Origin of the sequence: Pseudomonas sp. 15A4 (assembly GCF_016925575.1) — a bacterium.
Taxonomy (GTDB): domain Bacteria; phylum Pseudomonadota; class Gammaproteobacteria; order Pseudomonadales; family Pseudomonadaceae; genus Aquipseudomonas.
Genome location: NZ_CP068986.1, coordinates 1,534,779 through 1,561,201 on the forward strand (window position 1 = coordinate 1,534,779; position 26,423 = coordinate 1,561,201).

General features: G+C 59.6%; 23 protein-coding genes and 1 pseudogene. 10 read left to right on the plus strand and 14 right to left on the minus strand.

The features are described from left to right. Positions 1-88 precede the first annotated feature (88 nt). Positions 89-304, minus strand: coding sequence for a 30S ribosomal protein S21 (rpsU, locus tag JN403_RS06835; protein ID WP_002551877.1), 216 nt, complete (start codon positions 302-304; stop codon positions 89-91). Positions 305-500: 196 nt separating this feature from the next. Between rpsU and tsaD the strand changes: the two genes are divergently transcribed. Further along, complete coding sequence (gene tsaD / locus JN403_RS06840) at positions 501-1,526, plus strand: tRNA (adenosine(37)-N6)-threonylcarbamoyltransferase complex transferase subunit TsaD (protein WP_122536608.1); 1,026 nt, start codon at positions 501-503, stop codon at positions 1,524-1,526. 48 nt (positions 1,527-1,574) lie between these two features. On the opposite strand, the gene plsY is transcribed toward tsaD, so the two are convergent. Then, positions 1,575-2,144 (minus strand): glycerol-3-phosphate 1-O-acyltransferase PlsY, encoded by a 570-nt coding sequence (gene plsY, locus JN403_RS06845; RefSeq protein WP_074886952.1) that lies wholly within the window; start codon positions 2,142-2,144, stop codon positions 1,575-1,577. A gap of 74 nt (positions 2,145-2,218) precedes the next feature. On the opposite strand from plsY, the gene folB reads away from it, so the two are divergent. Both folB and folK read left to right on the plus strand, forming a co-directional pair. Beyond that, positions 2,219-2,572 carry a dihydroneopterin aldolase gene (gene folB / locus JN403_RS06850; RefSeq protein WP_074886956.1) on the plus strand — a complete coding sequence of 118 codons (354 nt, stop codon included), beginning with the start codon at positions 2,219-2,221 and terminating at the stop codon, positions 2,570-2,572. Continuing rightward, positions 2,563-3,090 carry a 2-amino-4-hydroxy-6-hydroxymethyldihydropteridine diphosphokinase gene (gene folK, locus JN403_RS06855; protein WP_205486446.1) on the plus strand — a complete coding sequence of 176 codons (528 nt, stop codon included), beginning with the start codon at positions 2,563-2,565 and terminating at the stop codon, positions 3,088-3,090. The genes folB and folK overlap by 10 nt, the downstream gene beginning before the upstream one ends. 47 nt (positions 3,091-3,137) lie before the next feature. On the opposite strand, the gene JN403_RS06860 is transcribed toward folK, so the two are convergent. From JN403_RS06860 to JN403_RS06910, 11 genes are all read right to left on the minus strand, one after another. Continuing rightward, the gene (locus JN403_RS06860; protein ID WP_205486454.1) at positions 3,138-4,367 is read right to left on the minus strand and encodes a multifunctional CCA addition/repair protein; all 1,230 of its coding nucleotides are present in this window, start codon (positions 4,365-4,367) and stop codon (positions 3,138-3,140) included. A gap of 70 nt (positions 4,368-4,437) precedes the next feature. Further along, positions 4,438-6,000 carry a SpoVR family protein gene (locus JN403_RS06865; RefSeq protein ID WP_074886964.1) on the minus strand — a complete coding sequence of 521 codons (1,563 nt, stop codon included), beginning with the start codon at positions 5,998-6,000 and terminating at the stop codon, positions 4,438-4,440. Then, entirely contained in the window at positions 5,997-7,268 is a 1,272-nt protein-coding gene (locus JN403_RS06870) for a YeaH/YhbH family protein (RefSeq protein ID WP_074886967.1), read from the minus strand. Before JN403_RS06870 ends, JN403_RS06865 begins: the two co-directional genes overlap by 4 nt. 101 nt (positions 7,269-7,369) lie before the next feature. Further along, positions 7,370-9,292, minus strand: a complete 1,923-nt coding sequence (locus tag JN403_RS06875) for a PrkA family serine protein kinase (RefSeq protein ID WP_122536560.1) — start codon at positions 9,290-9,292, stop codon at positions 7,370-7,372. Between the two features lie 286 nt (positions 9,293-9,578). Further along, positions 9,579-9,899, minus strand: a complete 321-nt coding sequence (gene glpE, locus JN403_RS06880; RefSeq protein ID WP_122536561.1) for a thiosulfate sulfurtransferase GlpE — start codon at positions 9,897-9,899, stop codon at positions 9,579-9,581. 54 nt (positions 9,900-9,953) lie between these two features. Continuing rightward, a complete protein-coding gene (locus tag JN403_RS06885) occupies positions 9,954-10,835 on the minus strand; it encodes a symmetrical bis(5'-nucleosyl)-tetraphosphatase (RefSeq protein WP_205486468.1) in 882 nt (293 codons plus the stop codon). Further along, positions 10,835-11,215 (minus strand): Co2+/Mg2+ efflux protein ApaG, encoded by a 381-nt coding sequence (gene apaG / locus JN403_RS06890; protein WP_172609904.1) that lies wholly within the window; start codon positions 11,213-11,215, stop codon positions 10,835-10,837. The genes JN403_RS06885 and apaG overlap by 1 nt, the downstream gene beginning before the upstream one ends. 117 nt (positions 11,216-11,332) lie before the next feature. Further along, complete coding sequence (gene rsmA, locus JN403_RS06895) at positions 11,333-12,139, minus strand: 16S rRNA (adenine(1518)-N(6)/adenine(1519)-N(6))-dimethyltransferase RsmA (protein WP_205486470.1); 807 nt, start codon at positions 12,137-12,139, stop codon at positions 11,333-11,335. Next, positions 12,136-13,125: a 4-hydroxythreonine-4-phosphate dehydrogenase PdxA gene (pdxA, locus tag JN403_RS06900; protein ID WP_205486472.1), complete on the minus strand. Its 990-nt coding sequence runs from the start codon at positions 13,123-13,125 to the stop codon at positions 12,136-12,138. Before pdxA ends, rsmA begins: the two co-directional genes overlap by 4 nt. Next, entirely contained in the window at positions 13,122-14,444 is a 1,323-nt protein-coding gene (locus JN403_RS06905; protein ID WP_163023110.1) for a peptidylprolyl isomerase, read from the minus strand. Before JN403_RS06905 ends, pdxA begins: the two co-directional genes overlap by 4 nt. Beyond that, complete coding sequence (locus tag JN403_RS06910) at positions 14,425-17,232, minus strand: LPS-assembly protein LptD (protein WP_205486474.1); 2,808 nt, start codon at positions 17,230-17,232, stop codon at positions 14,425-14,427. The genes JN403_RS06905 and JN403_RS06910 overlap by 20 nt, the downstream gene beginning before the upstream one ends. Positions 17,233-17,360: 128 nt before the next feature. On the opposite strand from JN403_RS06910, the pseudogene JN403_RS06915 reads away from it, so the two are divergent. From JN403_RS06915 to JN403_RS06925, 3 genes and pseudogenes are all read left to right on the plus strand, one after another. Next, positions 17,361-18,403: pseudogene (locus JN403_RS06915) on the plus strand (phosphotransferase). Between the two features lie 57 nt (positions 18,404-18,460). Next, complete coding sequence (gene murU, locus JN403_RS06920) at positions 18,461-19,129, plus strand: N-acetylmuramate alpha-1-phosphate uridylyltransferase MurU (RefSeq protein ID WP_205486476.1); 669 nt, start codon at positions 18,461-18,463, stop codon at positions 19,127-19,129. Continuing rightward, entirely contained in the window at positions 19,130-19,903 is a 774-nt protein-coding gene (locus JN403_RS06925) for a DnaJ domain-containing protein (protein ID WP_122624528.1), read from the plus strand. 56 nt (positions 19,904-19,959) lie between these two features. Here JN403_RS06925 and JN403_RS06930 read toward each other — a convergent pair whose 3' ends face one another. After that, positions 19,960-20,943 (minus strand): alpha/beta hydrolase family protein, encoded by a 984-nt coding sequence (locus JN403_RS06930; RefSeq protein WP_205486478.1) that lies wholly within the window; start codon positions 20,941-20,943, stop codon positions 19,960-19,962. Positions 20,944-21,145: 202 nt separating this feature from the next. Here JN403_RS06930 and JN403_RS06935 point away from each other — a divergent pair, with 202 nt between their 5' ends. The 4 genes from JN403_RS06935 to JN403_RS06950 all read left to right on the plus strand — a co-directional run bounded on the left by JN403_RS06935 (position 21,146) and on the right by JN403_RS06950 (position 26,315). After that, positions 21,146-23,152 carry a transporter substrate-binding domain-containing protein gene (locus JN403_RS06935; RefSeq protein ID WP_205487246.1) on the plus strand — a complete coding sequence of 669 codons (2,007 nt, stop codon included), beginning with the start codon at positions 21,146-21,148 and terminating at the stop codon, positions 23,150-23,152. Further along, positions 23,149-23,778, plus strand: a complete 630-nt coding sequence (locus JN403_RS06940) for a response regulator transcription factor (protein ID WP_122536572.1) — start codon at positions 23,149-23,151, stop codon at positions 23,776-23,778. Before JN403_RS06935 ends, JN403_RS06940 begins: the two co-directional genes overlap by 4 nt. Before the next feature lie 290 nt (positions 23,779-24,068). After that, the gene (locus JN403_RS06945; protein WP_065991345.1) at positions 24,069-25,193 is read left to right on the plus strand and encodes an ABC transporter ATP-binding protein; all 1,125 of its coding nucleotides are present in this window, start codon (positions 24,069-24,071) and stop codon (positions 25,191-25,193) included. A gap of 90 nt (positions 25,194-25,283) precedes the next feature. Beyond that, complete coding sequence (locus JN403_RS06950; RefSeq protein ID WP_122536574.1) at positions 25,284-26,315, plus strand: ABC transporter substrate-binding protein; 1,032 nt, start codon at positions 25,284-25,286, stop codon at positions 26,313-26,315. Positions 26,316-26,423: the final 108 nt, after the last annotated feature.

Genomic DNA, 26,423 nt, shown 5'->3' on the forward strand with positions numbered 1-26,423 from the left:
ATCGGTGTTGCTTGAGGCTAGAACTGCAACTGCCGACAGCCCGGCTTAGAAGGCCGGGCAAGGCAGAAGCTTGCGTCAGACGTCTGTATTAATACAGACGAACGGCGCGGCGCTGTTCGCGCTGTACTTTCTTGGCGTGACGCTTAACAGCAGCTGCTGCTTTACGCTTACGCTCAGAAGTCGGCTTCTCGTAAAATTCGCGGCTACGAACTTCAGCCAGAACACCGGCTTTTTCGCAGGAGCGCTTGAAACGACGCAGAGCTACGTCGAAGGGTTCGTTCTCTTTAACTTTGACGGCTGGCATCCAGAGCTACCTTCATTCATTACCGGGGTCAACGCTTACTGCAACGCTTGCACTAAGTACGTCGGTTTTTAAGGGTTGCGGATGTTAACCCCTTGCTTCGCGGAATGCAAAGCCTCTGATCGAAAAGCACTGGTCGCAGGCATGAGCGGCGACTATTATGCGCGCCTTCGAATTCAGCCCCAACAAGGCGTACCCCATGCTAGTACTGGGAATGGAAACTTCCTGCGATGAGACCGGTGTCGCGCTGTACGACAGCGAACGCGGGCTGCTTGCAGACGCATTATTCAGCCAGATCGACCTGCACCGTGTCTACGGTGGGGTGGTCCCGGAGCTTGCCTCCCGTGACCACGTAAAACGCATGCTGCCCTTGATTCGTCAGGTGTTGGCCGAGGCCGACTGCGCCGTGACCGAGATCGATGCCATCGCCTATACCGCTGGCCCAGGACTGGTCGGGGCTCTGCTGGTGGGGGCCTCATGCGCACAGGCTCTGGCGTTTGCGTGGGACATCCCGGCTCTGGGTGTTCACCACATGGAAGGGCATCTGCTGGCCCCCATGCTGGAAGAAAATCCCCCAGAGTTTCCGTTCGTCGCTTTGTTGGTTTCCGGTGGCCATACGCAGCTTGTTCGCGTCGATGGCATTGGTCTCTACGAGTTGCTTGGCGAGACTCTGGACGACGCCGCCGGCGAAGCGTTCGACAAAACCGCGAAGATGATGGGCCTGAATTACCCCGGCGGTCCGGAGATTTCCCGTCTGGCGCAATCCGGTGTGGCCGGGCGCTTTATCTTTCCGCGTCCGATGACGGATCGCCCCGGGCTGGATTTCAGCTTCAGCGGCTTGAAGACGTTCTCCTTGAACACCTGGCAGCAGTGCCAAAGTACCGGAGACGACAGCGAGCAAACCCGTTGCGACATCTCGCTGGCCTTCCAGCAGGCGGTGGTGGACACTTTGACCATCAAGTGCAAACGGGCGCTGAAGCAGACCGGGCTCAAGCGTCTGGTCATCGCCGGCGGCGTGAGCGCGAACAAGGCGTTGCGTCTGTCCTTGGAACAGATGCTCGATGGCCTGGGCGGAAATGTTTATTACGCCCGGCCTGAGTTCTGCACCGACAACGGCGCGATGATCGCTTTTGCCGGCTGCCAGCGTTTGCAGGCGGGGCAGAGGGAAAGTTTGAGCATTACCGTGCAGGCGCGCTGGCCGATGGAGCAGTTACCCGGTCTTTGATGGGCAATCGGTTCGAGCGCCTGGTTGGGGTTGTGGCAGGGCGTAGCTTCAGAAATGCCGTTCGCGCCCGGCAAACAGGTCGCGTAGATTGCCGCGATGGCGCCAGACGATGAGCAGCGTTAACACGCTCATCGGCAGTAACGCGTGGGGTTCCTGCCATGCGAGCAGCGGCAGCGTCAGCGGCGTGGCGATCAGGGACGCCAACGAGCTGGTGCGAGTGAGGTAGAACGTCAGCAGCCAGGCGCCGATGGCGAGCAGGGCAGCTGGCGGATACAAGGCCAGCAACATGCCGGCGGCCGTGGCCACGCCCTTGCCGCCACGAAAGCGGAAGTACAGCGGGAACAGATGCCCCAGCACTGCGCACAGTCCGATCCAGGCTTGCAGTCGTGGGTCGAGGTCCAATCCTCTGGCGATCAGCACCGGGATCATGCCTTTGCAGACGTCGCCGATCAGCGTCAGTACCGCGAGTTTCTTGCCGGCCAGGCGCAGCATATTAGTCGCGCCGGCGTTGCCCGAGCCACTGGCGCGCGGGTCCGGGCGACCGGTTATGCGGCTGATCAGGATGGCGAAGGACAGTGAGCCGAGCAGGTAGGCGAGGACCGCCAGTAACCAAAACATGCTAACCATTCCGGGCGAGGTTGCCTTGATTCTAACGGCGCATCGCGCCCTTGTCGTGCAACGGAGAGACAGGCTTGGACAGAGTTTTCATTGAAGGTCTGGAGGTCGATACCGTCATCGGCGCCTACGACTGGGAACGTGGCATTCGCCAGTGCCTGCGCTTGGACCTGAGTTTTGCCTGGGACAATCGGCCTGCAGCTGCAGGCGACGACCTGAGCAAAGCGCTCGATTATGCCAGTGTGTCCGCACGGATTCAGGCGTTCGCCGAAGCCTCTCAATTCCAGCTGGTTGAAACCTTCGCCGAGCGACTCGCCGAAGTACTGATGAGCGAGTTCAATATTCCCTGGCTGCACCTCAAATTGACCAAGCCGGGAGCCGTGCCAGCGGCGAAGGGCGTTGGGGTGGAGATCGAGCGCGGATGTCGCTGACACGGATTTTTCTGGGACTGGGCAGCAATATCGAGCGGGAGCGCCATCTGTGCGCCGGCCTCGACGCTCTTGCCGGCTTTCTGACAGACATGACCTGCTCGCCCGTGTTTGAAAGTCATCCGGTGGGGATCAAGAGCGGGCCGTTTTTCAATCTGGTGGTTTCGGCGCTGACCGACCTGCCGCTGACTGAACTGGATCGCCGCCTCAAATTCATCGAAGCCGATAACGGTCGTTATGCCCCTGATCGCAAGGGGCTGCCGCTGGATATCGACGTCCTGCTGTATGGCGAACAGGTCGGCAACTTCGACGGCCTGATTCTGCCCCGCGCCGAAATCCTCAAAAATGCGTTCGTGCTGTGGCCGTTGTCCCTGATCGCGCCGCAGCGTCTGCACCCTGAGGTCGGTGTGTCGTTTGACCAGCTGTGGGCTGAAGCGAACATCGATCAGAAGCTCTGGCCGGTTGCCTTCGAATGGCGCGGCGAGCAGCTCACCCCGGCCATCCTGCTTCCTGCGGTCTAACAGGCGTCCGACATTCAGCTCGACGGCGCCGCGGCCAACTCAGCGGCTCAAAGCTGATACGACGCCTTGTACACCTTCAGCGTATCCAGCCGCTCTCGCTTGAGCGCTTCGCCTAATTGCTGGCCCTGAAAACCTTTCTCCAATAGTGGCTGAACCGCCACTTGCCGCGCCGCTTCGGCAGCACCGCGCAGATACTCCGCTTGCGGATAGGTGCGCTCCTCAAATCCTTTGCGGCCTCGGGCGTCCATTTCGCAGGCGGCGATGAATTCCTCGAAGCGTTGCGGTCGGCGATAGACGTCAAAGCTCTGCAGCAGATCCAGCAATGTCGACGGCTTCAACTCCAGCGCGCGATGGCCGTGGGTGTGATATTCGCCCACCAGCAGCGCCAATTCCTGACAGTCCCTTGGCACTTTGAAGCGCTGGTTGACCGCCTTGATCGCTTTGAGCCCTTTATGCTCGTAGGCGATGTGGCGCGGCCATTCCTCCTGCGGCGTGAGCCCTTTGCCCAGGTCGTGCAGCAGGCAGGCCCAGCGCACGCTGAGTGGCTGGCGATGCAGGGCAGATTGATGCAACACGCTGAGGACATGCACGCCTGTGTCGATTTCGGGGTGATGGGCTTCCGGCTGAGGCACGCCAAACAGCGCGTCGACTTCCGGCATCAGCACCTTCAGGGCGCCGCATTCACGCAGGACCTCGATGAACACCTGCGGCTCTTTTTCCATCAGTGCCCGGGAGATTTCCTTCCAGCTGCGTTCCGGTGTCAGCGCTTCCAGTTCACCCGAGCTACTCAGCTGACGCATCAGTTCGAGGGTTTCCGGGGCGATGGTAAAACCGTCGGGGGCATAGCGCGCGGCGAAACGGGCCACGCGCAAGACACGCAGAGGATCTTCGGCGAACGCGGGGGAAACGTGACGCAATACTCGGGCTTCGAGATCTTGCTGGCCGTGGTAAGGATCGGTCAGTTGGCCGTTCCTGTCCTCGGCAATTGCATTAATAGTCAGGTCGCGGCGGATCAGATCCTGTTCAAGGGTGACATCCGGATGGGCGTGAAAAACAAAGCCGCCGTAGCCTTTGCCGGTCTTGCGCTCGGTGCGGGCCAGCGCGTATTCCTCACCGGTCAACGGATGCAAGAAGACCGGAAAATCCGTTCCCACTGGGCGATAGCCTTTGACCAGCATCTCTTCGGTCGACGCACCCACTACTACCCAGTCGATGTCAGTGACCGGTTTGCCAAGCAGGCGATCGCGCACTGCGCCGCCAACTTTATAAATCTGCATAAAAAAGCCTCCGTGAGCGCGACAGGATAAACCTTAAGTCGCAATCGCGGAGGCTGGAAACGCTCAGGGTCTATAAGTGGACGACCGCCAGGTCCAGCCGGGGATATTCACTGTCAGCGTGTTCGCTTCTCGGCGGCACATGGTGGACTTTCATCACCTGGTCGCCTTGCAGCGTTTCCAGATGGATATCAAAACCCCACAGCCGATGCAGGTGCTTCAGCACTTCGTCCGTGGAGTCGCCGAGAGGTTTGCGGTCGTGCTGTTGATGACGCAGGGTCAGGGAGCGATCGCCGCGCCGGTCAATGCTGTAGATCTGCACGTTGGGCTCGCGGTTGCCGAGGTTGTATTGCGCGGCGAGGGTTTCACGAATCACCTTGTAGCCGGTTTCATCGTGGATGGCGGGCACGAGGAGATCGTCCTTCTGATCATCGTCGAGGATGCTGAACAGCTTCAGGTCTCGGATCACCTTGGGCGACAGGTACTGCAGGATGAAGCTCTCGTCCTTGAAGCTGCTCATCGCAAATTTCACCGCCGTCAGCCAGTCGGTGCCGGCCAGATCAGGAAACCACTGGCGGTCCTCTTCGGTCGGGTGCTCGCACATCCGGCGGATGTCCTGATACATGGCAAAGCCCAGGGTGTAGGGATTGATACCACTGTAGTAGGGACTGTCGAAACCCGGCTGGTAGACAACGCTGGTATGAGAGGTCAGGAATTCCAGCATGAAGCCGTCAGTCACCAGCCCCTCGTCGTACAGATCATTCATAAGCGTGTAATGCCAGAACGTGGCCCAGCCCTCGTTCATCACCTGGGTCTGACGCTGCGGGTAAAAATACTGGGCGATCTTGCGCACGATGCGCACGACTTCACGCTGCCAGGGCTCCAGCAACGGTGCGTGTTTTTCGATGAAGTAAAGGATGTTTTCCTGAGGCTCGGCGGGGAAGCGTGAGAAATCCTCTTTGTCGTTCTTGCTGGCGCTTTTCGGAATCGTGCGCCACAGGTCGTTGATCTGTTTCTGCAGATGCTCCTCCCGATCCTTCATGCGGCGGCGTTCTTCTTCTGCCGAAATCGGGTAGGGCCGCTTGTAGCGATCGACGCCGTAGTTCATCAGCGCGTGGCACGAATCGAGCAGATCCTCGACCGCATCGATCCCGTGGCGCTCTTCGCATTGCATGATGTACTGCTTAGCGAAGACCAGGTAATCGATGATCGAACTGGCGTCGGTCCAGGTGCGGAACAGGTAGTTGCCCTTGAAAAAGCTGTTATGCCCGTAGCAGGCGTGGGCCACAACGAGCGCCTGCATGCAGATGGTGTTCTCTTCCATCAGATAGGCGATGCACGGGTCGGAGTTGATGACGATCTCGTAGGCCAGACCCATCTGTCCGCGCGAATAGGATTTTTCCGTACTGAGGAAGTGTTTGCCGTAGGACCAATGGTGATAACCCAGCGGCATGCCGACAGACGCGTAGGCGTCCATCATTTGCTCGGCGGTGATCACCTCAATCTGGTTGGGGTAGGTGTCCAGCGCATAACGTTCGGCGATGCGGCTGATTTCCCGGTCGTAGGCCTGGATCAGTTCGAACGTCCACTCTGAACCCGTGGAGAGGGGTTGGCGCTTCTGCTCTCTAGCGGTCATGTCACTAACCTGCGCTGGAAGAGTTCACGGAACACCGGATAGATATCACCGGCAGAGACCAGCTGCTGCTGGGCGAACGTGTCGGCGAAGGCTTCACCGATGCGCTCGTATTCGAACCACAGCGCCTGATGTTCGCGCGGGGTGATTTCGACGTAGGTGTAGTACTGGACGAAAGGCATGATCTGTTTGATCAGGATGTCCCGGCAAATAGGCGAGTCATCGTTCCAGTTGTCGCCGTCCGAGGCCTGGGCTGCGTAGATATTCCATTCGTTGGTGGGGTAGCGCTCGGCCATGATCTCCTGCATCAGCTTCAATGCACTCGAAACGATGGTGCCGCCGGTTTCCCGTGAATAGAAAAACTCCTCTTCGTCGACCTCGCGCGCGCTGGTGTGGTGGCGGATGAAGACGACTTCGATCTTGTCGTAGTTACGCTTGAGAAACAGATACAGCAGGATGAAGAAGCGCTTGGCGATGTCCTTAGTCGCCTGGGTCATCGACCCGGAAACGTCCATCAGACAGAACATCACGGCTTTGGAACTGGGGTTCGGCTGTTTGACCAGCAGGTTGTACTTGAGGTCGAAGGTGTCCAGATACGGGACGCGACGGATGCGCGCCTGAAGTTTTGCGGCCTCGATTTCCAGTTCCTGGATGTCGCCGAAGTTGTCGGGCTCCTCGATCCTGAGGCGTTCCAGTTCAGCCTGCACTTGCCGCAGCTTGGCCCTGCTGCTGCCGGACAGCGCGATACGCCGCGCATGGGCCGAGCGCAATGTGCGGATGATGTTGATGCGTGACGGGTTGCCTTCGTTGCTGATCCCCGCGCGAACGGTCTTGAAGGTGTCAGTGCCGCTCAGGTTGCGCTTGACCAGATTGGGCAGCTCCAAGTCCTCGAACATGAATTCGAGGAACTCTTCCTGGGTGATCTGGAACACGAACTCATCCATGCCTTCGCCGGAGTTGCCCGCCTTGCCAGGCCCTTTTCCACCACCGCCTCCTTGCGGACGGGCGATGTGCTCACCGGTGGTGAACTCCTTGTTACCCGGGTGAACCACCGTCTGCTTGCCGCCGCGACCATGGTGCAGGACCGGCTCGTCGATATCCCGCCCCGGAATACTGATCTGTTCGCCGTGCTCCATGTCAGTAATGGAGCGCCGGCTGACGGCTTCTTCTACTGCTTTCTTGATGTGGTCACGGTAACGGCGAAGAAAGCGCTGCCTATTTACCGTGCTCTTGTTCTTGCCATTGAGACGTCGGTCGATCACATAGCTCATAGGCCCCTCCGGGGAGCTTCAAGTTGTGAGCCGCAAGCTGCAAGTAGAAGCGGTTGACGCGCTTTCTTCCTACAGCTTGTAGCTTGACGCTTGCAGCTGCCTTACTGCGATTTCCGGACCCGTAGGTACCATTCGGAAAGAAGCCTTACCTGCTTATCGGTGTAGCCTCGCTCGACCATTCGTGTGACAAAGTCGTTGTGCTTCTGCTGATCCTCTTTGCTGGCCTTGGCGTTGAAACTGATGACCGGCAGCAAGTCCTCGGTGTTCGAGAACATTTTCTTCTCGATCACCACCCGCAGCTTCTCGTAGCTCAGCCAGGTCGGGTTCTTGCCGTTGTTGTTGGCGCGGGCACGCAGCACGAAGTTGACGATCTCGTTGCGGAAGTCTTTCGGGTTGCTGATGCCAGCCGGTTTCTCGATTTTCTCCAACTCCTCGTTCAACGCCACGCGGTTGAGGATCTCGCCGGTTTCCGGGTCACGATATTCCTGGTCCTGAATCCAGAAGTCGGCGTACAGCACGTAGCGGTCAAAGATGTTCTGGCCGTATTCGCTGTAGGACTCGAGGTACGCGGTCTGGATTTCCTTGCCGATGAACTCGATGTAGCGCGGCGCCAGGTATTCCTTGATGAAACGCAGATACCGCTCGCGGGTTTCGGCCTGAAATTGCTCCTGCTCGATCTGCTGCTCCAGCACGTACAGCAAGTGAACCGGGTTGGCGGCGATCTCATGGGGATCGAAGTTAAAGACCTTCGACAGGATCTTGAACGCAAACCGTGTAGAGAGGCCGTTCATGCCTTCGTCGACGCCGGCGCTGTCGCGGTATTCCTGAATCGACTTGGCTTTCGGGTCGGTGTCCTTGAGGTTCTCGCCGTCGTAGACCCTCATCTTCGAATAGATGTTGGAGTTGTCCGGCTCTTTAAGCCGCGACAGGACGGTGAACTGCGCAAGCATTTTCAGGGTGTCCGGGGCGCAGTGGGCTTTGGACAGGGAGCTGTTGAACAGCAATTTGTCGTAAATCTTGATTTCGTCATTGACCCGCAGGCAGTACGGCACCTTGACGATGTAGATCCGGTCGATGAAGGCTTCGTTATTCTTGTTGTTGCGGAAGCTGTGCCATTCCGATTCGTTGGAGTGGGCCAGCAAAATCCCGGTAAACGGGATCGCGCCCAGACCTTCGGTACTGTTGTAGTTACCTTCCTGGGTGGCGGTCAGCAGCGGGTGAAGCACCTTGATCGGCGCCTTGAACATCTCGACGAACTCCATCAGGCCCTGGTTGGCCCGGCACAGCGCGCCCGAATAACTGTAAGCGTCGGCGTCGTTCTGTGGGTACTCCTCGAGCTTGCGGATATCGACCTTACCCACCAGCGCCGAAATGTCCTGGTTGTTCTCGTCACCGGGCTCGGTTTTGGCGACGGCGATCTGATTGAGGATGGAAGGGTAAAGCTTAACCACTTTGAACTGGCTGATGTCGCCACCGAACTCGGCCAGTCGTTTGGTCGCCCATGGCGACATGATGGTGTTCAGGTACCGGCGCGGGATGCCGTAGTCCTCTTCGAGGATCGTCCCGTCTTCGGTGGGTTTGAACAGGCCCAAAGGGGATTCGAAAACCGGGGACCCTTTGATGGCGTAGAACGGTACTTTTTCAACCAGCGATTTGAGTTTTTCAGCCAGGGACGATTTACCACCGCCAACGGGGCCGAGCAGGTAAAGGATCTGTTTCTTCTCTTCAAGGCCCTGGGCGGCGTGGCGGAAGTACGAGACGATTTGCTCGATGCAGTCTTCCATGCCGTGGAATTCTTCGAACGCGGGATAGCGCCGAATGACCTTGTTGGAGAAGATTCTGGACAGCCTGGAATTGGTCGACGTGTCGAACAGCTCAGGCTCACCGATGGCCATTAGCAGACGTTCTGCGGCGGAAGCGTATGCGCTGCGATCGGTTTTGCAGAGCTCGAGATACTCCTGTAGCGAGAGCTCTTCCTGCCGTGTCGATTCAAAGCGTTGTTGGAAGTGGCTAAAAATACTCATGACGTCACCTCGCTCGATACGTGGAGCCGGCGGCGGATCGTCAGTTGATGCTGGATGGAAGCCGATCACGCAGCTGCCATTACCCCCAAACACCATAAAAGTAGCGACCGATGACCCACGCGCCGGTGTACCGGCTCTCCCCTGATTCGGATGGCCTGAGGCTAAGAGTAGTTCGGATTCGGGCACAGAAAGAAGCAATGGGGATGAACAGGGCATACCCGTTCGTCAGATGGGGGCGCGAGCCCGCGTAGGACGCGGGATAGCGGCCAGCAAAAATATTTTTCGATCAGCCTTGCGCGGTTTCGTCTGGAAATTTGGTTTTCCACAACTCGAATCCGCCATCCATGCTGTAGACCTCGGAGAAGCCCTGGCCTACAAGATAGGCCGCTGCGCTCTGGCTGGAGTTGCCGTGGTAGCAGAGAACGACCAGCGGTTTGTCCAGATCGGCCTGGCGGATGAAGTCGGCGATGGAATGGTTGTCGAGGTGATGCGATTCCGGAATGTGCTGGGTCGCGTAGGTTTGCGCGTCACGCACGTCCACCAGCACGGCGCCTTGTTCGCGCAGGGCGTGGACTTGTTCGGGTGAAATGCGTTTGAAGTCAGTCATGGCTCGGGCTCCTGGGCCGTCGGGTCCTCGAACGGTCGAGAACGTAGGGAGAATTTACTGCTGCAGCGGCGTCGGCTCGCTGACAGGGGATGCCTCGGGGGTGGGTGCTTTTGCGTTGCCGCGCTCGTCGCATTCGCAGCGAATCAGCGTGCGGGTGTCGACGTTGAGCAGGGTCATTGCGCCGCCCCAGACACAGCCCGTATCCAGTGCATACACGCCAGGCTCATCACATCGGCCTTCAAGTGCGGCCCAGTGGCCGAAAATGATACCCGTGCCTTTGGTTTTGCGCTCTTTGTGCTTGAACCACGGCGCGTAACCCGCCGGCGCACTGTCGAGTCCTTCCTTGCTTTTGAGATCGAGCTTGCCGTCGCTGGTGCAAAAACGCATGCGCGTGAAGTAATTGGTGATGACCCGCAGCCGGGTGACGCCTTGCAAGTCTTTATCCCACTTGGCAGGTTCGTTGCCATACATGCCGTCGAGAAAGGGCTCGAAGCGATTGTCATCGCGCAATGCCTCTTCCACTTCCTCGGCGCAGCGCAGTGCTTTCTTCAGCGTCCATTGCGGCGGGATCCCTGCGTGCACCAGTGCGATGTCGCGTTCGGCGTCGTAATGCATCAGCTTCTGTTGGCGCAACCAGTCGAGTAGCACGACGGCGTCTGGCGCTTCCAGAATCTCCCGCAGCGTGTCGCCTTTCTTCAGGCGCTCGATGTTGCGACCGGCCGCCAGCAAGTGCAGGTCATGATTGCCCAGCACGCAGACGATGGAGTCGCGCATGGCGTAGAGATAACGCAGGGTTTCCAATGACTGCGGGCCTCGGTTGACGAGGTCGCCAACCAGCCAGAGCGTGTCTTTGCCAGGCTCGAATGCCACGCGTTCGAGCAGGCACTTCAGCGGCTCAAGGCAGCCCTGCAGGTCACCGACTGCGTAAACTGCCATCAGTGCAGCGCCCCCGGTACGGCCAGACGGAATGGTGCAATGACAGCATCAAAGCGCTTGCCGTCTTCTGCGAGCATTTGATAAGTGCCCTGCATATTGCCCACCTTGGTGGTCATCACGGTGCCGCTGGTGTAGGTGTGACTTTGCCCAGGCTGGATCAGCGGTTGCTGACCTACGACGCCGTCGCCGCGAACCTCTTCAACCTGACCGTCGCCGTCGGTGATGACCCAATGGCGCGACAGCAACTTGGCTGGCAGCTCGCCGTTGTTGTGCACGGTGATGGTGTAAGCGAAGGCGAAGCGGTTGTGCTCAGGCTGTGATTGTTCTGCTAGGAAACGGGTCTCGACGCTGACGTCGACCTGGTAACGAGAATCAGACATGCAAGAGGCCTTAAAAGCGAAAGCGGAGAAGCCGGAAGTGGTCCGGTTGAAAGTCAGTCTAGGACATGTAACGGATAAGCAAGCACTGAGGCTTTGACCGGACATGTCCCCAGAAGGTCAGGCGGCGACAGGCTTTTCGCTGAGCTTGTCGGCCAGTCGCACGAACGCCGCCAGATCCAGCTGCTCCGGACGCAGGCTGCCATCGACACCGGCTTCGGTGATCTCTTCGCTGGTCAACAGGGCTTTCAGCGTATTGCGCAGGGTCTTGCGGCGCTGGTTGAAGGCCTCACGGACGACGCGCTCAAGCACGCGGTGATCCTTGGCCGGGTGCGGCAGGGTTTCATGGGGCACCAGACGAACGATGGCGGAATCCACTTTCGGCGGCGGATTGAACGCGCCCGGACCAACGTTGAACAGATGCTCAACGCGGCAGTGGTACTGAACCATGATCGACAGCCGTCCCCAATCACCGCCACCAGGACCGGCCGCCAGACGCTCGACCACTTCTTTCTGCAGCATGAAGTGCATGTCGCGGATCAGGTAGGCGTTCTGCAGCAGGTGGAAAATCAGCGGCGTCGAGATGTTGTAAGGCAGGTTGCCGACGACACGCAGGCTATTGGGTGCGGCGTTCAGGCTGGTGAAGTCGAACTTCAGCGCGTCACCCTGATGCAGGCTGAAATTCGGCTTGCTGCCGAACTGATGCATGAGGATCGGCACGAGGTCTTTGTCGAGTTCCACGACGTCCAGCTGCGCGCCGCTGCTCAGCAGGCCTTGGGTCAGGGCACCTTGCCCCGGGCCGATTTCCAGCATGCGGTCTTCGGCCTTGGCACGAATGGAGCGCAGGATCTTGTCGATCACGCCAGCATCGTGCAGGAAGTTCTGGCCAAAACGCTTGCGCGCCTTGTGTTGGAATTGCTCGTTCATGAATGGGTCTCGGCCATCTGATAGGCGGTTTCCAGAGCGACCCTGAGGCTGCCGGTGTCGATCTTGCCTGTGCCCGCCAGATCCAGCGCCGTGCCGTGATCCACGGAAGTGCGAATGATCGGCAGGCCCAGCGTGATGTTGACGGCGGCGCCGAAGCCTTTGTACTTCAGCACGGGCAGGCCTTGGTCGTGGTACATCGCCAGCACCGCGTCGCAGTGCTCCAGATATTTGGGGGTAAAGAGCGTGTCGGCGGGCAGCGGGCCATATAAGTCCAGCCCCTCGCTGCGCAGACGCGCCAGAGTAGGTTCAATGATGTCGATTTCTTCTCGGCCCAGGTGGCCACTCTCGCCGGCATGCGGGTTTAGGCCACAGACCAGAATCCGCGGGCGGGCGATGCCGAATTTGTTGACCAGATCCGCGTGCAGGATGCGCGTCCCACGCTCCAGCCGCTCAGCAGTGATCGCGTCGGCGACGTCACGCAGGGGCAGGTGAGTGGTCACCAGCGCCACGCGCAGATCACCGGTCGCCAGCATCATCACCACTTGTTCGGTATGGGTCAGCTCCGCAAGGAACTCGGTATGGCCGGAAAATGCGATGCCACTGTCGTTGATCACGCCCTTGTGCACCGGCGCTGTGATCATCCCGGCGAAGTGGCCGTCCATGCAGCCCTGGCCGGCTCGGGTCAGGGTTTCGAGCACGAAACCGCCGTTGGCTTTATCGAGCTGGCCGGCTACTACCGGCGCTTTAACCGGCGTGTCCCAGACATACAGACTGCCAGCGGGGGCGGGGACGTCAGGCCAGGCGGCGGGTGTGACGGGAATCAGGCTAACGGCCACGCCCAGCTGGGCGGCCCGCTCGGTGAGCAGGTCACAGCTGGTAATGGCAATCAGGGGATGGGGCTGGGACTGCGCGGCGAGCAACAGGCAAAGGTCAGGACCAATGCCGGCCGGCTCGCCGGGTGTCAGGGCGAAACGCTGGGGTTTCACTTGGCCGCCTGATCAGCTCCGGGGAGCTTGATCTCGACGTAGGCTTCATCACGGATCTGACGCAACCAGGTTTGCAGTTCTTCGTCGTATTTGCGGTTACGCAGTACGGTCATTGCCTGTTGTTCACGCGCCTGACTGGTGCTGTCAGTCGAACGACGGCCGAGGACTTCCAGAACGTGCCAGCCGAATTGGGTCTCGAACGGCTTGGAGACGACGCCCTGAGGTGTCTCGTTCATGACGTCGCGGAACTCCGGAACCAGCGAGCGCGGATCAACCCAGTTCATGTCGCCGCCGTTAAGCGCCGAACCCGGGTCTTCGGAAAAGCTCTTCGCCAGTTCGCCGAAGTCTTCGCCATTCTGGATGCGATCGTAGATACGTTGCGCGAGCAGCTTGGTCTCGGCTGGGCTACGGATTTCGCTTGGCTTGATCAGGATGTGACGAACGTGAACCTCGTCGCGCATCTGGGTCTGAGTCTCGCCGCCGCGTTTTTCCAGCAGTTTGAGGATGATGAAACCGCCCGGTGTACGCGCAGGAGGGGTGACCTCGCCCGGACGCATGGACGACAGCATGTCGCCGAACGGAGGCGGCAGCTGAGCGGCTTTACGCCAGCCCATGTCACCACCGTCCAACGCACTTTCACTGGCCGACGATGCGATCGCCATCTGCTCGAAGTTCGCACCCTGTTGCAGCTTGCCGTAGAGGTCCTTGGCTTTGGCTGCAGCAGCTTGAATCTGATCCGACGTCGCACTGTCCGGCGTCGGGATCAAAATGTTGGCCAGGTGGAATTCTTCAGAGAACTGAGCTTTGCCCAGATCGGAAGCCAGGAAGTTCTTCACTTCTTGCTCCGAGACCTGAATGCGCTCGGCAACCCGGCGCTGACGCACACGGCTGATGATCATTTCCCGGCGGATCTGCTCACGTGCGCTGGTGTAGGACAGCCCGTCGTGGGTCAGTGCAGCCTTGAACTGGTCAACACTCATGTTGTTGCGTTGAGCAATGGTGGCAACTGCCTGGTTCAGCTCTTCATCGCTGATGCGAATGCCGGAGCGTTCGCCGATCTGGATCTGCAGGTTTTCCAGGATCAGACGATCCAGGACCTGAGACTCCAGTGCGCTGGCAGGCGGAACGCCTTGCCCGCGCTTGGCGATGGTTTGCTGAACCTCACGGGTGCGCTGGTCGAGCTGGCTTTGCATGACCACGTCGTTGTCGACGATGGCAACTACCTTGTCGATGGTGCGCACTTCAGCGTGCGCAACAGAACCGATAAGCAGCGCGCCCAGCATCAGCGGGCGCAGACAATCAGAAAGCTTGGTCTTCACGTTCACGATAACCTTGGATGCCTTTGTCGAGGAAGCTTTCAACTTTTTGGCCAACGACGCCGCCAAGTCCCTTCAACACGATTTGTAGGAAGACGCCGTGGTCGCCTTTTTCGTTCTGCGCAACCTCTTGGGTGGTTTCGTCGTAATCGACCCAGTAACGGTTGATCAGACGCAACTTCCAGCAGCAGTTGTCATATTCAAAACCACCGAAGGCCTCGAGGGTACGGTCGCGGTTGTAGTCGAACTGCCAGCGCGCGATGGCGCTCCACTGCGGCACAACCGGCCAGATAACCGAGAAGTCATGCTGCTGGATTTTGTAGTAGTCCTTGATAACTGAGCCGTCCGGGAGGACCGCGTCGCCGCCGCCAATGGTCCAGCGCCCGGTCGTCTGATCGTAGCGAATCTGGTCGTTACGATAGCGATAGCCGGCGTTGATGATCTTGCCCGGCTCGTCTTCAGGCTGGTAGTGGAGCATTGCACTGCCGGAGCGAGTGCTGCGGCTGTCCGGGTCCCAGTTGAAGTCCGACGTTGCACGCCAGTCGCGGTTGAAGCGGTATTCGTATTCCAGTGCGTACGGCGACACGTCGGACTGAGCATCTTTGCGGTCTTCGAAGGAAATACCTGGGAGTTGCACCTTGCGATCGGCAAAGTACACCGCCTGACCAATGCTCACGCGCTGACGTTCGAAACCGTTGTCTTCGATCCAGCGATTGGTCACGCCCAGCGACAGTTTGTTTTCGTCGCCAATACGGTCGGAGCCGACGAAGCGGTTGTCGCGGAACAGCGAGCTGTAGTTGAAGGTGGTTTCGCCACTGTCGAAGATCGGAATATCGCTCTGATCTTTGTTCGGGACATAAAGGTAGTAAGCACGAGGCTCCAGCGTCTGACGGTAGTTTTTACCGAACCAGTTGGTGTTGCGATCGAAGTACAAGCCGCTGTCGACGCTGAAGATCGGAACACTGCGGTTTTCGCTGCTGTGATAAGTCTCGTCGGCCAGCAACGTACGTTTGCCCTGCGCGTCCAGGTCAAGATCGTACTGGGTGTAAACGTATTTAAGCTTAGGCGTTACAAAACCGTAGCTCGCCGTCAGCGGCAGGCTTACCGACGGAGCAAGGTTCAGACGATCGCCGTTTGCGCGTGCAAGCCCAGAAATATTGTTGTCGAGTCTAGTTGTACCTATGGAGCCGTCCGCATTCAACGGGCCGCCGTTTTCATCGACGTAATTGCCCGTTCTCAAATCTCGATCAAAGCGAACCAACTCTGTCTCGTAATCGAACTTCAGGCCTTCAGGACGATATGGCAACGTTCCGTTCAAGGTCAGCTGGGGAAGACGAGCATATGGCGTGATCTGAGTCACGGTGGTCAGTTGATACTGCTGCGCATTCAGCGTCGCGGTATAGCTGTCACCACGGTAGTAAAGCGCACCTTGCTGGTTCAGGTAGTCGCTGGTGCTCACACCCTCCTGACCGCTTTTCAGATCCTTGAAGTAATAAGGATCACTGACCTTGGTGTAGTCGATCTTGCTGGTCAGACGCGAATCCAGACCACTGCGATCCTGCCAGTTGATCAACCAGCGAGTGTCTTTGTAGTCCGACTGGTCTTTGCGATCATCATCGTCGTCATTCAAGTAAGCCGCACCGAACTGACCTTCGCTGCTCTTGGTCAGGTAGCGGAACTCGCCTTCCAGCAACATGCCGCGCTTGGCCATGTAGGTCGGGTACAACGTGGCGTCGTAGTTCGGCGCCAGGTTGAAGTAGTACGGAGTGAGCAACGAGAAGCCCGTGTCGGTGCTCGTGCCGATGGTCGGCGGCAGGAAGCCGGACTGGCGACGGTCGTCGATCGGGAAATAGATGTAAGGCGTGTACAGGATCGGGATGTCATGAACGCGCAGTGTGGCGTTGGTGGCCGTACCGAAACCGGTGGCCGGGTTCAGGGTGATGTTGTTGCCCTTCACCGTCCACGCGTTGCTGTTCGGCTCACACGTGGTGTACGTGCCGTCCTTCAAGCGGATGATCGCGTTCTCGGCACGACGAGCGTACAGCGCGTTACCGCGAACGTTGCTCTTGTGCAGCACGTATTCGGCGTTGTCGACTTTGGCTTCGCCGGTGTCGAGCTGAACTTCAGCATGGTCGCCGACGATCAGGGCGCCGTTGTCGCGCAGACGGACATCGCCGTTCAGCTCGCCACGGTTCTCGGCCTGATGCAGGCTGGCTTCGTCAGCCTCGACCTGCATGCTGCCCTGACGCAGAACAACGTCACCTGCCAGGGTCGCAACCTGTTCTTCCTGCTGATAACGCGAAGCCTTGGCGCCGATGAAAGTCGGTGCGTCGCTCTTCGGCGTCTTGTCGTCCATGCCCGGACGGATCGGTTCGACATAGGCGCCCGAGCAATACGGACCGGTCTCAGCCAGTTGGGCTGCGGTCAGCTTCTCGCGCGGCACCCAGTCCAGGTGGCTGTAGTCGGCGCTGCGCGACTTCAGGCCACGGCCCTTGGCCTCGGTGACCAGCATCGTTTTGGGCACGACTTCGCCATCGGAGGTGGTGGTCGTCTGAGCGCCATCTGCCGTGCTGCTGTTGGACGAAACACTGTTGGCGTCGTGCACGGGGCGCGGAGGCAACTGGGCTGCGTTGGTTTTCGGGGAGCAATCCCATGCACCTGTTGCAGACACCGAGCAGTCATACTGTTCGGCGGCAACCACGTACGGGACGGCCAAGGGTTGCATCGCCAGCAGACTGCCGGTTACGAGCAACGGAAATTTTTTACGAAACGCGGGGGATTTCAATGCCATCTTATTAGTCCGGGCTTCCTGCGCGCCATCTGCCCGCGGGGGGCCGCACGCCTCTCGATGGGCTGAAAAAGATGTCGGATAATAAAGCATGACCCGCTTGACGGCTAGCGCCGTCGGAGACCCTTGCAATGCCAGATCAAGATGTACGCCTGCAACACCTGAAAGTTTGGCTCGATGAGCAGCTCCCGCGTTTATTCGAGGCCCAGAACTGGGGCCCGATACCCCCGGCCACGTTGACTGCTGCCAGCAGCGACGCCAGTTTCAGACGTTACTTTCGCTGGGAGGGGAGGGCCGCACTTTTATTGTCATGGATGCTCCGCCCCCACAGGAAAACTGCAAACCCTTCGTGGATATCGCTCATTTATTGAGCGGGTCGGGCATTAATGTTCCGAAAATTTATGCCGAAGACCTGAATCAGGGCTTCCTTTTATTGAATGACCTGGGTCGTCAGACTTATCTGGATGTGATCAACGAGCAAAATGCCGATCAGCTGTTCAGTGACGCAATCGACGCATTGCTCGCCTACCAGCAACTACCGATGGATGCGCCGTTGCCAAGTTATGACGTGGCACTGCTGCGCCGCGAGCTGGAGCTGTTTCCCGAGTGGTACGTGAAGCATCATCTGGGCGTGGCGTTTGACCAGGCGCAGCAGGCCAGTTGGCAGGCCGTCAGCGATCTGCTGATCGAAAGCGCGCTGGCCCAGCCGAAGGTGCTGGTGCACCGCGATTACATGCCGCGCAACCTGATGCTCAGCGAACCGAACCCTGGCGTGCTGGATTTTCAGGACGCGGTATACGGCCCGGTCACCTACGACATCACGTGCCTGTTCAAGGATGCGTTCCTGAGCTGGCCGGAGGAGCGCGTAGCGGACTGGCTCAAGCTGTATTGGAGCAAGGCCGCTGCGGCGGGTATCCCGGTGCAGGAAGAATTCGATGAATTCCGTCGTGCCAGTGATCTGATGGGCGTGCAGCGGCATTTGAAGGTGATCGGTATCTTCGCCCGCATTTGCCACCGTGACGGCAAGCCACGCTACGTCGCGGATGTACCACGCTTCTTCTCTTATATAGAAGCGGTATTGGCGCGACGCCCCGAGCTGGTTGAGTTGAGTAATCTGTTGACCAGCCTTGGCCATACAAAACCGACACAGGCAAATCCGGCATCTGCTGGGTAATGGACGGACTGAAATTGAAGAGGGACTGCACTTGATGATTGTCTTGATGAGGGCCGCATGAAAGCGATGATTCTGGCGGCGGGTAAAGGCGAGCGCCTGCGCCCGTTGACCCTGCACACGCCCAAACCGCTGGTGCGTGCCGGCGGCGTTCCACTGATTGAATATCACCTGCGCGCGATCAAATCGGCTGGCATTGAAGACGTTGTGATCAACCATGCGTGGTTGGGCCAGCAGATCGAAGATTATCTGGGCGACGGTCGTCAGTGGGGCCTGAAAATCCGCTACTCCCCTGAAGGCGAACCCCTGGAGACGGGTGGCGGGATCTTCCGTGCGCTGCCGCTGCTGGGCGACGAGCCTTTTCTGGTCGTCAACGGTGATATCTGGGTCGACTTCGATTTCAGCTCATTGATGAAACCGCTCAAGGGGCTTGCGCATCTGGTGCTGGTGGACAACCCGCCGCATCACCCTGACGGGGATTTCGCGCTGATCGACGGGCATGTGCATGACGACGCAGCTCAGCCGCGCCTGACCTACAGCGGCATTGCGGTGCTGCATCCGCAACTCTTCGCGGGCTGCACCGAAGGCGCGTTCAAGCTGGCGCCCCTGTTGCGCGACGCCATGGCGAAAGGCCTGGTGACAGGCGAACGTTTCGGCGGCCGCTGGGTGGATGTCGGTACCCATGAGCGTCTGGCCGAAGTCGAGCAGATCCTTGCGGTGAAATCCTAAATGCTGTGGCCATTCACGGTGGTCGGCGGCGGCGTCGGCTATCTGATTGCCAGCATTCCCGGCGCCATGCTCGGCGCACTTCTTGGGCAGGCGCTTGATCGGCGACTGCATTTCCGCAGCTGGGCGGAGATGCGCGAGCGTGCCAATGGCCGCAGCGTGCCGCAGGATGACGAGCTTATTTTCATCATGCTGGGGCGTCTGGCGAAGAGCGACGGTCGGGTGGTCGACGGGCACATTCAGCAGGCGCGCGTTGAGATGCGCCGGCTGGACCTCGGCGAGGCGGCGCAACGACGGGCGATTCAGGCGTTTAATCGGGGTAAGGACGGGCGCGACAATTTGCGTGTCCACCTCACGCGCCTTAAAACACAGCCCCACGCCGCAGAAGGTCTGTTGCGTGCCTGTTGGCGCATGGCGTGGGCGGATGGCAGGGCGTCGCGCACCGAGCGTGAACTGATTGTGCTGTGGGGCAAATGGCTGGGCTGGACGGCGGACAAGGTCGAAGGCTTGTCATCGACCGAAGACGAGCAACGGTCGCGGGGCGCGCCCGCCAGCAGTGGCGGCGAGTTTCAGGACGCGCTCCGTTTGCTGGGTGTGAAAGCCGATGCCGAGCCGGCGCAGATCAAGCGGGCCTATCGTCGCTTGCTGAGTCGTCATCACCCGGACAAGATCGCCGGCAGTGGCGCTAACCAGATCCAGGTTCGTGATGCCACCGAGAAAACCCGCGAGCTGCATCATGCCTACGCGGTGATTCGCGATCGACGCGGGTTTCGCTGACGCTTTTGTTTCGTTGATGCTGCCCTGAGCGCAGGCAGCATCGCAGGCGATCAGGGTTACTTCGCTGCATCCCCTTCCAACCATCCCCGAACCCGACGAAACAGTTGGTCCTGCTCCATCGCCGGGTTGCCGGGAATGGCGCTCAGTGCGACTTGGGTGAACCGCGCGTTTTTGCTTCGCTTGCTCGCGTCAAGACGGTCTTGTGCCTGCTGACGTGGCACCGGACGATCCTTGTTGACGAAGTCGGCCGTCGGGACTTTCAGTGTCGGCAGCATCTCCATCAGCGATGGCGTTTCCTTGCCGGTGTCTACGGCCGTGACCATTACCAGCCGTTGAACAGCCGGCGATGGCCTCTCGCTCATGTAACGCGCCGCCCAATAAGCGCCTTTGCCGTGGCCGAGGAGGACGATGCTGCGGGCCTTGTTCTGCTGGGCAAACGCCACAGCGCTGTCGATCCTGGCGAAGATTTTCTCGGCGTTTGCCTTGGCGATCTCGGCCTGGGCGGCGGCCTGTTCGGCAGCCGCTGCAGCGTCCGCTTCAGCGGTGGCCGCAGGGTCGGGGGCTTTTGCCGCTGCGTCCTTTGCTTTATCGCCGTCACCCGCCGCCGCTGGTGCATCCACCGCGCGGGCGAAAATACCGTCATTGTGAGCGTCCGGCATGCTCAAACTGAGGCTGGACCAACCGACGTCCGGCAACTTGCGTCGCAACGGTGCCACCGCCGTCGGCCAGTCTGCTGATTCATCGGCGCCTGGCACGATGATCACCGCGCCTTTGGGCTCGTCGACGTTCGCCGGTTTCCACAGGGCCAGAAAGGCCTCGTCGCCCGCCTGCAACTGTTGTTGCTCGACTTGCGGCACCTGACGCTCCAGCGCCAGGGTGTCTTCTTCAGTGCGCGACGGCAGTGCGGCCCGCTCGACCGGCGCTTCAGCAGGCTTGGCGTCTTTATCCGGCGTCGGGTCCGCAGCCACCGCGAGCGGCGAGCAAGGTAGTATCAGCGTCAGGCACAGCGCAGGAAATAGTGCGCGAAGGGTGTAGGACATCGAGTATTCCAAAGGCCGGAAACAATTCCAGCAGACTAATGGGTTGACGGCGGTTTGTCAGGCCAGGCAATCAGCTCCACAGCGAGCGCCAGACACACCAAACGATCGGCACGGTATTCATGGAAATGGAGACGACAGTTTGAGAATCCACGCGCGGTGCCTTCGGGTTATCGGCGATACCGGCGCGCTCTTGATCGGCCTGATGCTGATCCTGCTGCCGATGTCGCACCATGCCGCCGCCTCGCCCACGCAGGCCGACCCCTTGAGTCGCGAACAGCAGGACTGGCTGACCCAGCGCGGGCAATTGCGCGTAGGGCTGGTCCTTCAAACGCCTTACGCCCAGCTTGATCGTCGTGCGCAGCAGTTGTCGGGCGCGAACGTCGACCTTATCAATCTCATGGCAAAGACCCTTCAGGTGGAGCTGCTGTGGCGCAGCTATGCCGATCAGGCCGAGCTCGAAAAAGCCCTTGTCGACGGCCAGATCGACTTTGCGCCCGGCCTGACCCAGACGCCCGCCGGCTTGCGCCTGTGGCTGTATTCCGATCCGTACATGCGCGTGCCGCAACTGATCGTCGGCGAGCGTGATGGCACCGGTGCGGTGGATCTGGAAAAGCTCGACAGCCAGGCGCGCGTCGCCGTACGCATGCCCAGCGCCACCGCTGACTACCTGCGCAGCAACTACACCCACCTCAATCTGCAAGGCGTGCCGCTGGAGCGTCAGGCGCTGCAGCTCTTGCTCAGTCAGCAGGCGCGATTCGCCGTGATCGATGAAGCGCAGCTCAGCCGTCTGTCCCGCGAAGCCGAGTTTGCGGGGCTCGCCGTAGTTGGCGACATTGGCTTCCCGCAGTTGCTGCGCGTGGCTTCCCGACGTGACACGCCGCAGCTCGCCGAGATCATCAGCCAGGCATTGAGCGCCATTCCGGCCCGGGATCTCGAACAGTTGCATACGCAGTGGCTGCAGCCCAAATACCCGCAGATCACTGAGTCGCCGGGGCTGTGGAAGAACATCGCGCTACTGCTGTCGGTCCTGCTCATGGCCAGCGGCGCGATCGTTTACTGGCAGCGCAAACAACAGCAGCAACTGGAGAAACAATTACTCGCCGCCCGGGATGACATCGCCAGGCGCCTGGCCGGCGAAGAGGCATTGCGGCTGGCGCAGTTCTCCATCGATCAGAGCACCGTCGGCATTCTCTGGGTCAATTGGGACAGCCATGTGCGCTACGCCAATCAGGCTGCCGAGGCCATGCTGGGTTATGCGCCGGGTGGAGTGGTGGACCGGCCGCTGATTGATTTCGAGCCGGGGCTGAACATGGATCGCTGGCTCAATCTGTGGAAAACCGCGCGCTCCACCGAGGAAGGGCCGCAGAACTACGAAAGCAATTGCGTGCGCGCCGATGGCAGCATCCTGCCTGCCGATGTGTCGCTGAGTTTCCTGCGCTTTCGCGATTCCGAGTACTTGGTGGTGTTCATCACCGACGTGACCGAACGGCGTCGGTCCCTCGCTGCGCTGCAAGAAAGTGAAGCGCGCTTGCAGGTGCTCGCCGAGCAGTTGCGCGAGCTTTCGGCGCACCTGGAAACCGTGCGCGAAGAAGAAAAGGCCCGAATCGCCCGGGAAGTCCACGACGAGCTGGGTCAGATGCTGACCGTGCTCAAGCTCGAAACGTCCATGTGTGAACTGGCCTACGCCGATCTCGACCCTGGCCTGCGGGATCGCTTGAACAGCATGAAGCGCCTGATTGCCCAGTTGTTCCAGTTGGTGAGGGACGTGGCGACCGCGCTGCGACCACCGATTCTCGATGCAGGCATTGCCTCGGCCATCGAGTGGCAGGCCCGACGCTTTGAAGCGCGCACCCAGATCCCCTGCCTGGTGCAGGTGCCGGACAATCTGCCTAGCCTGCCGGACGCAACGGCCATCGGGCTGTTTCGCATTCTTCAGGAGTCGCTGACCAACGTCATGCGTCACGCCGAAGCGCATACGGTCGAGCTGAGCCTGACGCTGAGCGACGGCGTCCTGTGCATGCGCATCGCCGATGACGGCAAGGGTTTCGATCAGCGCGCCGAACGTCCTGCGTCGTTCGGGCTGGTGGGCATGCGCGAGCGGGTGCTGATCATGGGTGGGCAATTGCATCTGGACACCTTGCCCGGTGAAGGCACAACCTTGCGCATCCACATTCCGCTGGACCCGGTCGCTGAGGAGCACGTGCATTGATTCGCGTATTGGTTGCCGAAGACCACACGATTGTCCGCGAGGGCATCAAACAGCTGATCGGCCTGGCGAAAGATCTGCAAGTGGTCGGGGAGGCCAGCAATGGCGAGCAGTTGCTGGAGGCTTTGCGCCACATCCCGTGCGAGGTCGTGCTGCTGGATATTTCCATGCCGGGCGTCAACGGCCTGGAGGCGATCCCGAGAATTCGCGCGTTGAACAATCCGCCTGCGATTCTCGTGCTGTCGATGCACGATGAAGCGCAAATGGCCGCGCGGGCCTTGAAGGTCGGCGCCGCTGGGTATGCCACAAAGGACAGCGATCCTGCGTTGCTGCTGACAGCGATCCGGCGCGTGGCTGCGGGTGGGCGTTACATCGATCCGGACTTGGCCGATCGGATGGTGTTTGAGGTCGGGCTGACGGATAGCCGGCCTTTGCACTCGTTGTTGTCCGAACGCGAGTTTTCAGTGTTCGAGCGCCTGGCCCAGGGCGCCAACGTCAACGACATTGCCCAGCAACTGGCTTTAAGCAGCAAAACCATCAGCACCCACAAGGCGCGCCTGATGCAGAAGCTGAAAATCAATTCGCTGGCCGAGCTGGTGAAGTATGCGATGGAGCACAAGTTGGTTTGATTGCGTGTCTAAAAACGACTTCCTGTGGTGCTTCGTAAAACGCTATCGCGAGCAAGCTCACTCCTACAGGTTATTGCGATCCCCTGTAGGAGTGAGCTTGCTCGCGAAGACGCCAGACCAGGTCATAAATAACTTCCGGGCGACATACCTATCCCCGCCATCCCTGTAGGGCAATCCCTACCCGAAACCTTCCATCACACCTAGGTCATTCTCTCTCACGCCCCGATTTGCGCGGCCTTCAGGCTCATCTAGGCTTGATCCCCACGGTGGATCAAACAAAGGTGTGGGCAATGAGCAACGTCGATTCAAGCGCTGGGGCAAGTGATGTTCTGGTCAGCTTTCGCGGTGTGCAAAAGAGCTACGACGGCGAAGCCCTGATCGTCAAAGACCTCAACCTGGATATCTGCAAAGGCGAATTCCTCACCCTGCTCGGGCCGTCCGGCTCCGGCAAAACCACTAGCCTGATGATGCTCGCCGGTTTCGAGACGCCTACTGCTGGCGAGATCCTGCTGGCGGGCCGTTCGATCAACAACGTGCCGCCGCACAAGCGCGACATCGGCATGGTGTTCCAGAACTACGCGCTGTTCCCGCACATGACCGTCGCCGAGAACCTTGCGTTTCCGCTGTCGGTGCGCGGCATGAGCAAGACCGACGTCGCTGAGAAGGTCAAACGCGCCCTCGACATGGTGCAGCTCGGGACCTTCGCCCATCGTTACCCCGCGCAGCTGTCGGGTGGTCAGCAACAGCGTGTCGCGCTGGCCCGGGCGCTGGTGTTCGAGCCGCAGCTGGTGCTGATGGACGAACCCCTCGGTGCGCTCGACAAACAACTGCGCGAACACATGCAGATGGAAATCAAGCACCTGCATCAGCGTCTGGGCGTGACCGTCGTCTACGTCACCCACGATCAGGGCGAAGCGCTGACCATGTCCGACCGCGTCGCGGTGTTCCATCAGGGCGAGATTCAGCAGATCGCCCCACCGCGCACCCTTTATGAAGAACCGAAAAATACCTTTGTCGCCAACTTCATCGGCGAGAACAACCGCATCAGCGGCACGTTGCTCAGCCAGAGCGGCGACCGTTGTGTGGTGGGCCTGGCGCGCGGCGAAAAAGTCGAAGCGCTGGCGATTAACGTCGGCGCCACGGGGAGTCCGGTCACCCTGTCGATTCGTCCCGAGCGCGTAAACCTCAACGGCCGCAGCGAAAGTTGCGTCAACCGTTTCTCTGGCCGTGTTGCCGAATTCATCTACCTGGGCGACCACGTGCGAGTGCGCCTGGAAGTCGCCGGCAAAACCGATTTCTTCGTCAAGCAGCCCATCGCCGAGCTGGATCCGGCCCTGAGCGTTGGCGATGTTGTGCCCATTGGATGGCAGGTCGAGCACGCGCGCGCGCTGGACCCGTTGCTGGATGCGCATTGATACGCCCGTATTACGCGTCAACCGAAGAAACCAGAGGCGAGCCAAATCGCCCCATCGCTTAACCAACATTGTTCGTGGAGAGAAAAACTGATGCTCAAGACATTGAAGCTCACCGCCTTATCGGTCGGCATGATGTGCGCCGCGCAAACCATGGCAGCGGACCTGACGGTCATTTCCTTCGGTGGCGCGAACAAGGCGGCCCAGGAAAAGGCCTTCTACGCGCCGTGGGAAAAAGCCGGCAACGGCAAGATCATCGCTGGCGAATACAACGGTGAAATGGCCAAGGTCAAAGCCATGGTCGATACCAAGAGCGTGACGTGGGATCTGGTGGAAGTGGAATCGCCCGAGCTGTCCCGTGGCTGTGACGAAGACATGTTCGAGTCGCTGGCATCGGTCGATCTCGGCAACAAAGACAACTACGTCAAAGGCGCAATCTCTGAATGCGGCGTGGGCTTTTTCGTCTGGTCGACCGTGCTGGCCTATAACGCCGACAAGCTGAAATCCGCACCGACCGGCTGGGCTGATTTCTGGGACACCGAGAAATTCCCGGGCAAGCGTGGCCTGCGCAAGGGCGCCAAATACACCCTGGAATTCGCCTTGATGGCTGACGGTGTTGCGCCGAAAGACGTTTATAAAGTGCTGGGGACCAAGGAAGGCCAGGACCGCGCCTTCAAAATGCTCGACAAGCTCAAGCCAAGCATTCAGTGGTGGGAAGCGGGCGCACAGCCGCCGCAGTACCTGCAATCGGGCGACGTCGTGATGAGCTCGGCCTACAACGGTCGTATCGCTGCCGTGCAGAAAGAGAGCAACCTGAAAGTGGTCTGGACCGGCGGCGTGTATGACTTCGACGCGTGGGCCATTCCGAAGGGCGCGAAAAACGCAGAAGAGGCGAAGAAATTCATCGCTTATTCACTCAAGCCAGAGCAACAAAAAATCTACTCCGAAAACATCGCTTACGGTCCGGCCAACACGGGCGCCGTCCCGTTGCTGAGCGCGGAGACCTTGAAAAACATGCCGACCACCCCTGAGAACATCAAGGACCAAGTGCAGATCGACGTGAAGTTCTGGGCCGACTTCGGTGAGTCGCTGGAACAGCGGTTCAACTCTTGGGCTGCCAAGTAAAAGCGCTGCCCATTTAGCGATGGGTTGTGAGTTAGATCCGGGTGCGTCGTCTGAACTGTCTGAAAGCAGGGCAGGGGACGCGCTCTTTGTTAAAAGATTTCGGAGTTC

What these genes read in the sequence shown, in the direction of transcription:
- rpsU (WP_002551877.1), bottom strand. Translation starts at nt 304, where the DNA reads ATGCCAGCCGTCAAAGTTAAAGAGAACGAACCCTTCGACGTAGCTCTG.
- tsaD (WP_122536608.1), top strand. Translation starts at nt 501, where the DNA reads ATGCTAGTACTGGGAATGGAAACTTCCTGCGATGAGACCGGTGTCGCG.
- plsY (WP_074886952.1), bottom strand. Translation starts at nt 2,144, where the DNA reads ATGTTTTGGTTACTGGCGGTCCTCGCCTACCTGCTCGGCTCACTGTCC.
- folK (WP_205486446.1), top strand. Translation starts at nt 2,563, where the DNA reads ATGTCGCTGACACGGATTTTTCTGGGACTGGGCAGCAATATCGAGCGG.
- JN403_RS06860 (WP_205486454.1), bottom strand. Translation starts at nt 4,367, where the DNA reads ATGCAGATTTATAAAGTTGGCGGCGCAGTGCGCGATCGCCTGCTTGGC.
- JN403_RS06865 (WP_074886964.1), bottom strand. Translation starts at nt 6,000, where the DNA reads ATGACCGCTAGAGAGCAGAAGCGCCAACCCCTCTCCACGGGTTCAGAG.
- JN403_RS06870 (WP_074886967.1), bottom strand. Translation starts at nt 7,268, where the DNA reads ATGAGCTATGTGATCGACCGACGTCTCAATGGCAAGAACAAGAGCACG.
- JN403_RS06875 (WP_122536560.1), bottom strand. Translation starts at nt 9,292, where the DNA reads ATGAGTATTTTTAGCCACTTCCAACAACGCTTTGAATCGACACGGCAG.
- glpE (WP_122536561.1), bottom strand. Translation starts at nt 9,899, where the DNA reads ATGACTGACTTCAAACGCATTTCACCCGAACAAGTCCACGCCCTGCGC.
- JN403_RS06885 (WP_205486468.1), bottom strand. Translation starts at nt 10,835, where the DNA reads ATGGCAGTTTACGCAGTCGGTGACCTGCAGGGCTGCCTTGAGCCGCTG.
- apaG (WP_172609904.1), bottom strand. Translation starts at nt 11,215, where the DNA reads ATGTCTGATTCTCGTTACCAGGTCGACGTCAGCGTCGAGACCCGTTTC.
- rsmA (WP_205486470.1), bottom strand. Translation starts at nt 12,139, where the DNA reads ATGAACGAGCAATTCCAACACAAGGCGCGCAAGCGTTTTGGCCAGAAC.
- JN403_RS06910 (WP_205486474.1), bottom strand. Translation starts at nt 17,232, where the DNA reads ATGGCATTGAAATCCCCCGCGTTTCGTAAAAAATTTCCGTTGCTCGTA.
- murU (WP_205486476.1), top strand. Translation starts at nt 18,461, where the DNA reads ATGAAAGCGATGATTCTGGCGGCGGGTAAAGGCGAGCGCCTGCGCCCG.
- JN403_RS06925 (WP_122624528.1), top strand. Translation starts at nt 19,130, where the DNA reads ATGCTGTGGCCATTCACGGTGGTCGGCGGCGGCGTCGGCTATCTGATT.
- JN403_RS06930 (WP_205486478.1), bottom strand. Translation starts at nt 20,943, where the DNA reads ATGTCCTACACCCTTCGCGCACTATTTCCTGCGCTGTGCCTGACGCTG.
- JN403_RS06935 (WP_205487246.1), top strand. Translation starts at nt 21,146, where the DNA reads ATGCTGATCCTGCTGCCGATGTCGCACCATGCCGCCGCCTCGCCCACG.
- JN403_RS06945 (WP_065991345.1), top strand. Translation starts at nt 24,069, where the DNA reads ATGAGCAACGTCGATTCAAGCGCTGGGGCAAGTGATGTTCTGGTCAGC.
- JN403_RS06950 (WP_122536574.1), top strand. Translation starts at nt 25,284, where the DNA reads ATGCTCAAGACATTGAAGCTCACCGCCTTATCGGTCGGCATGATGTGC.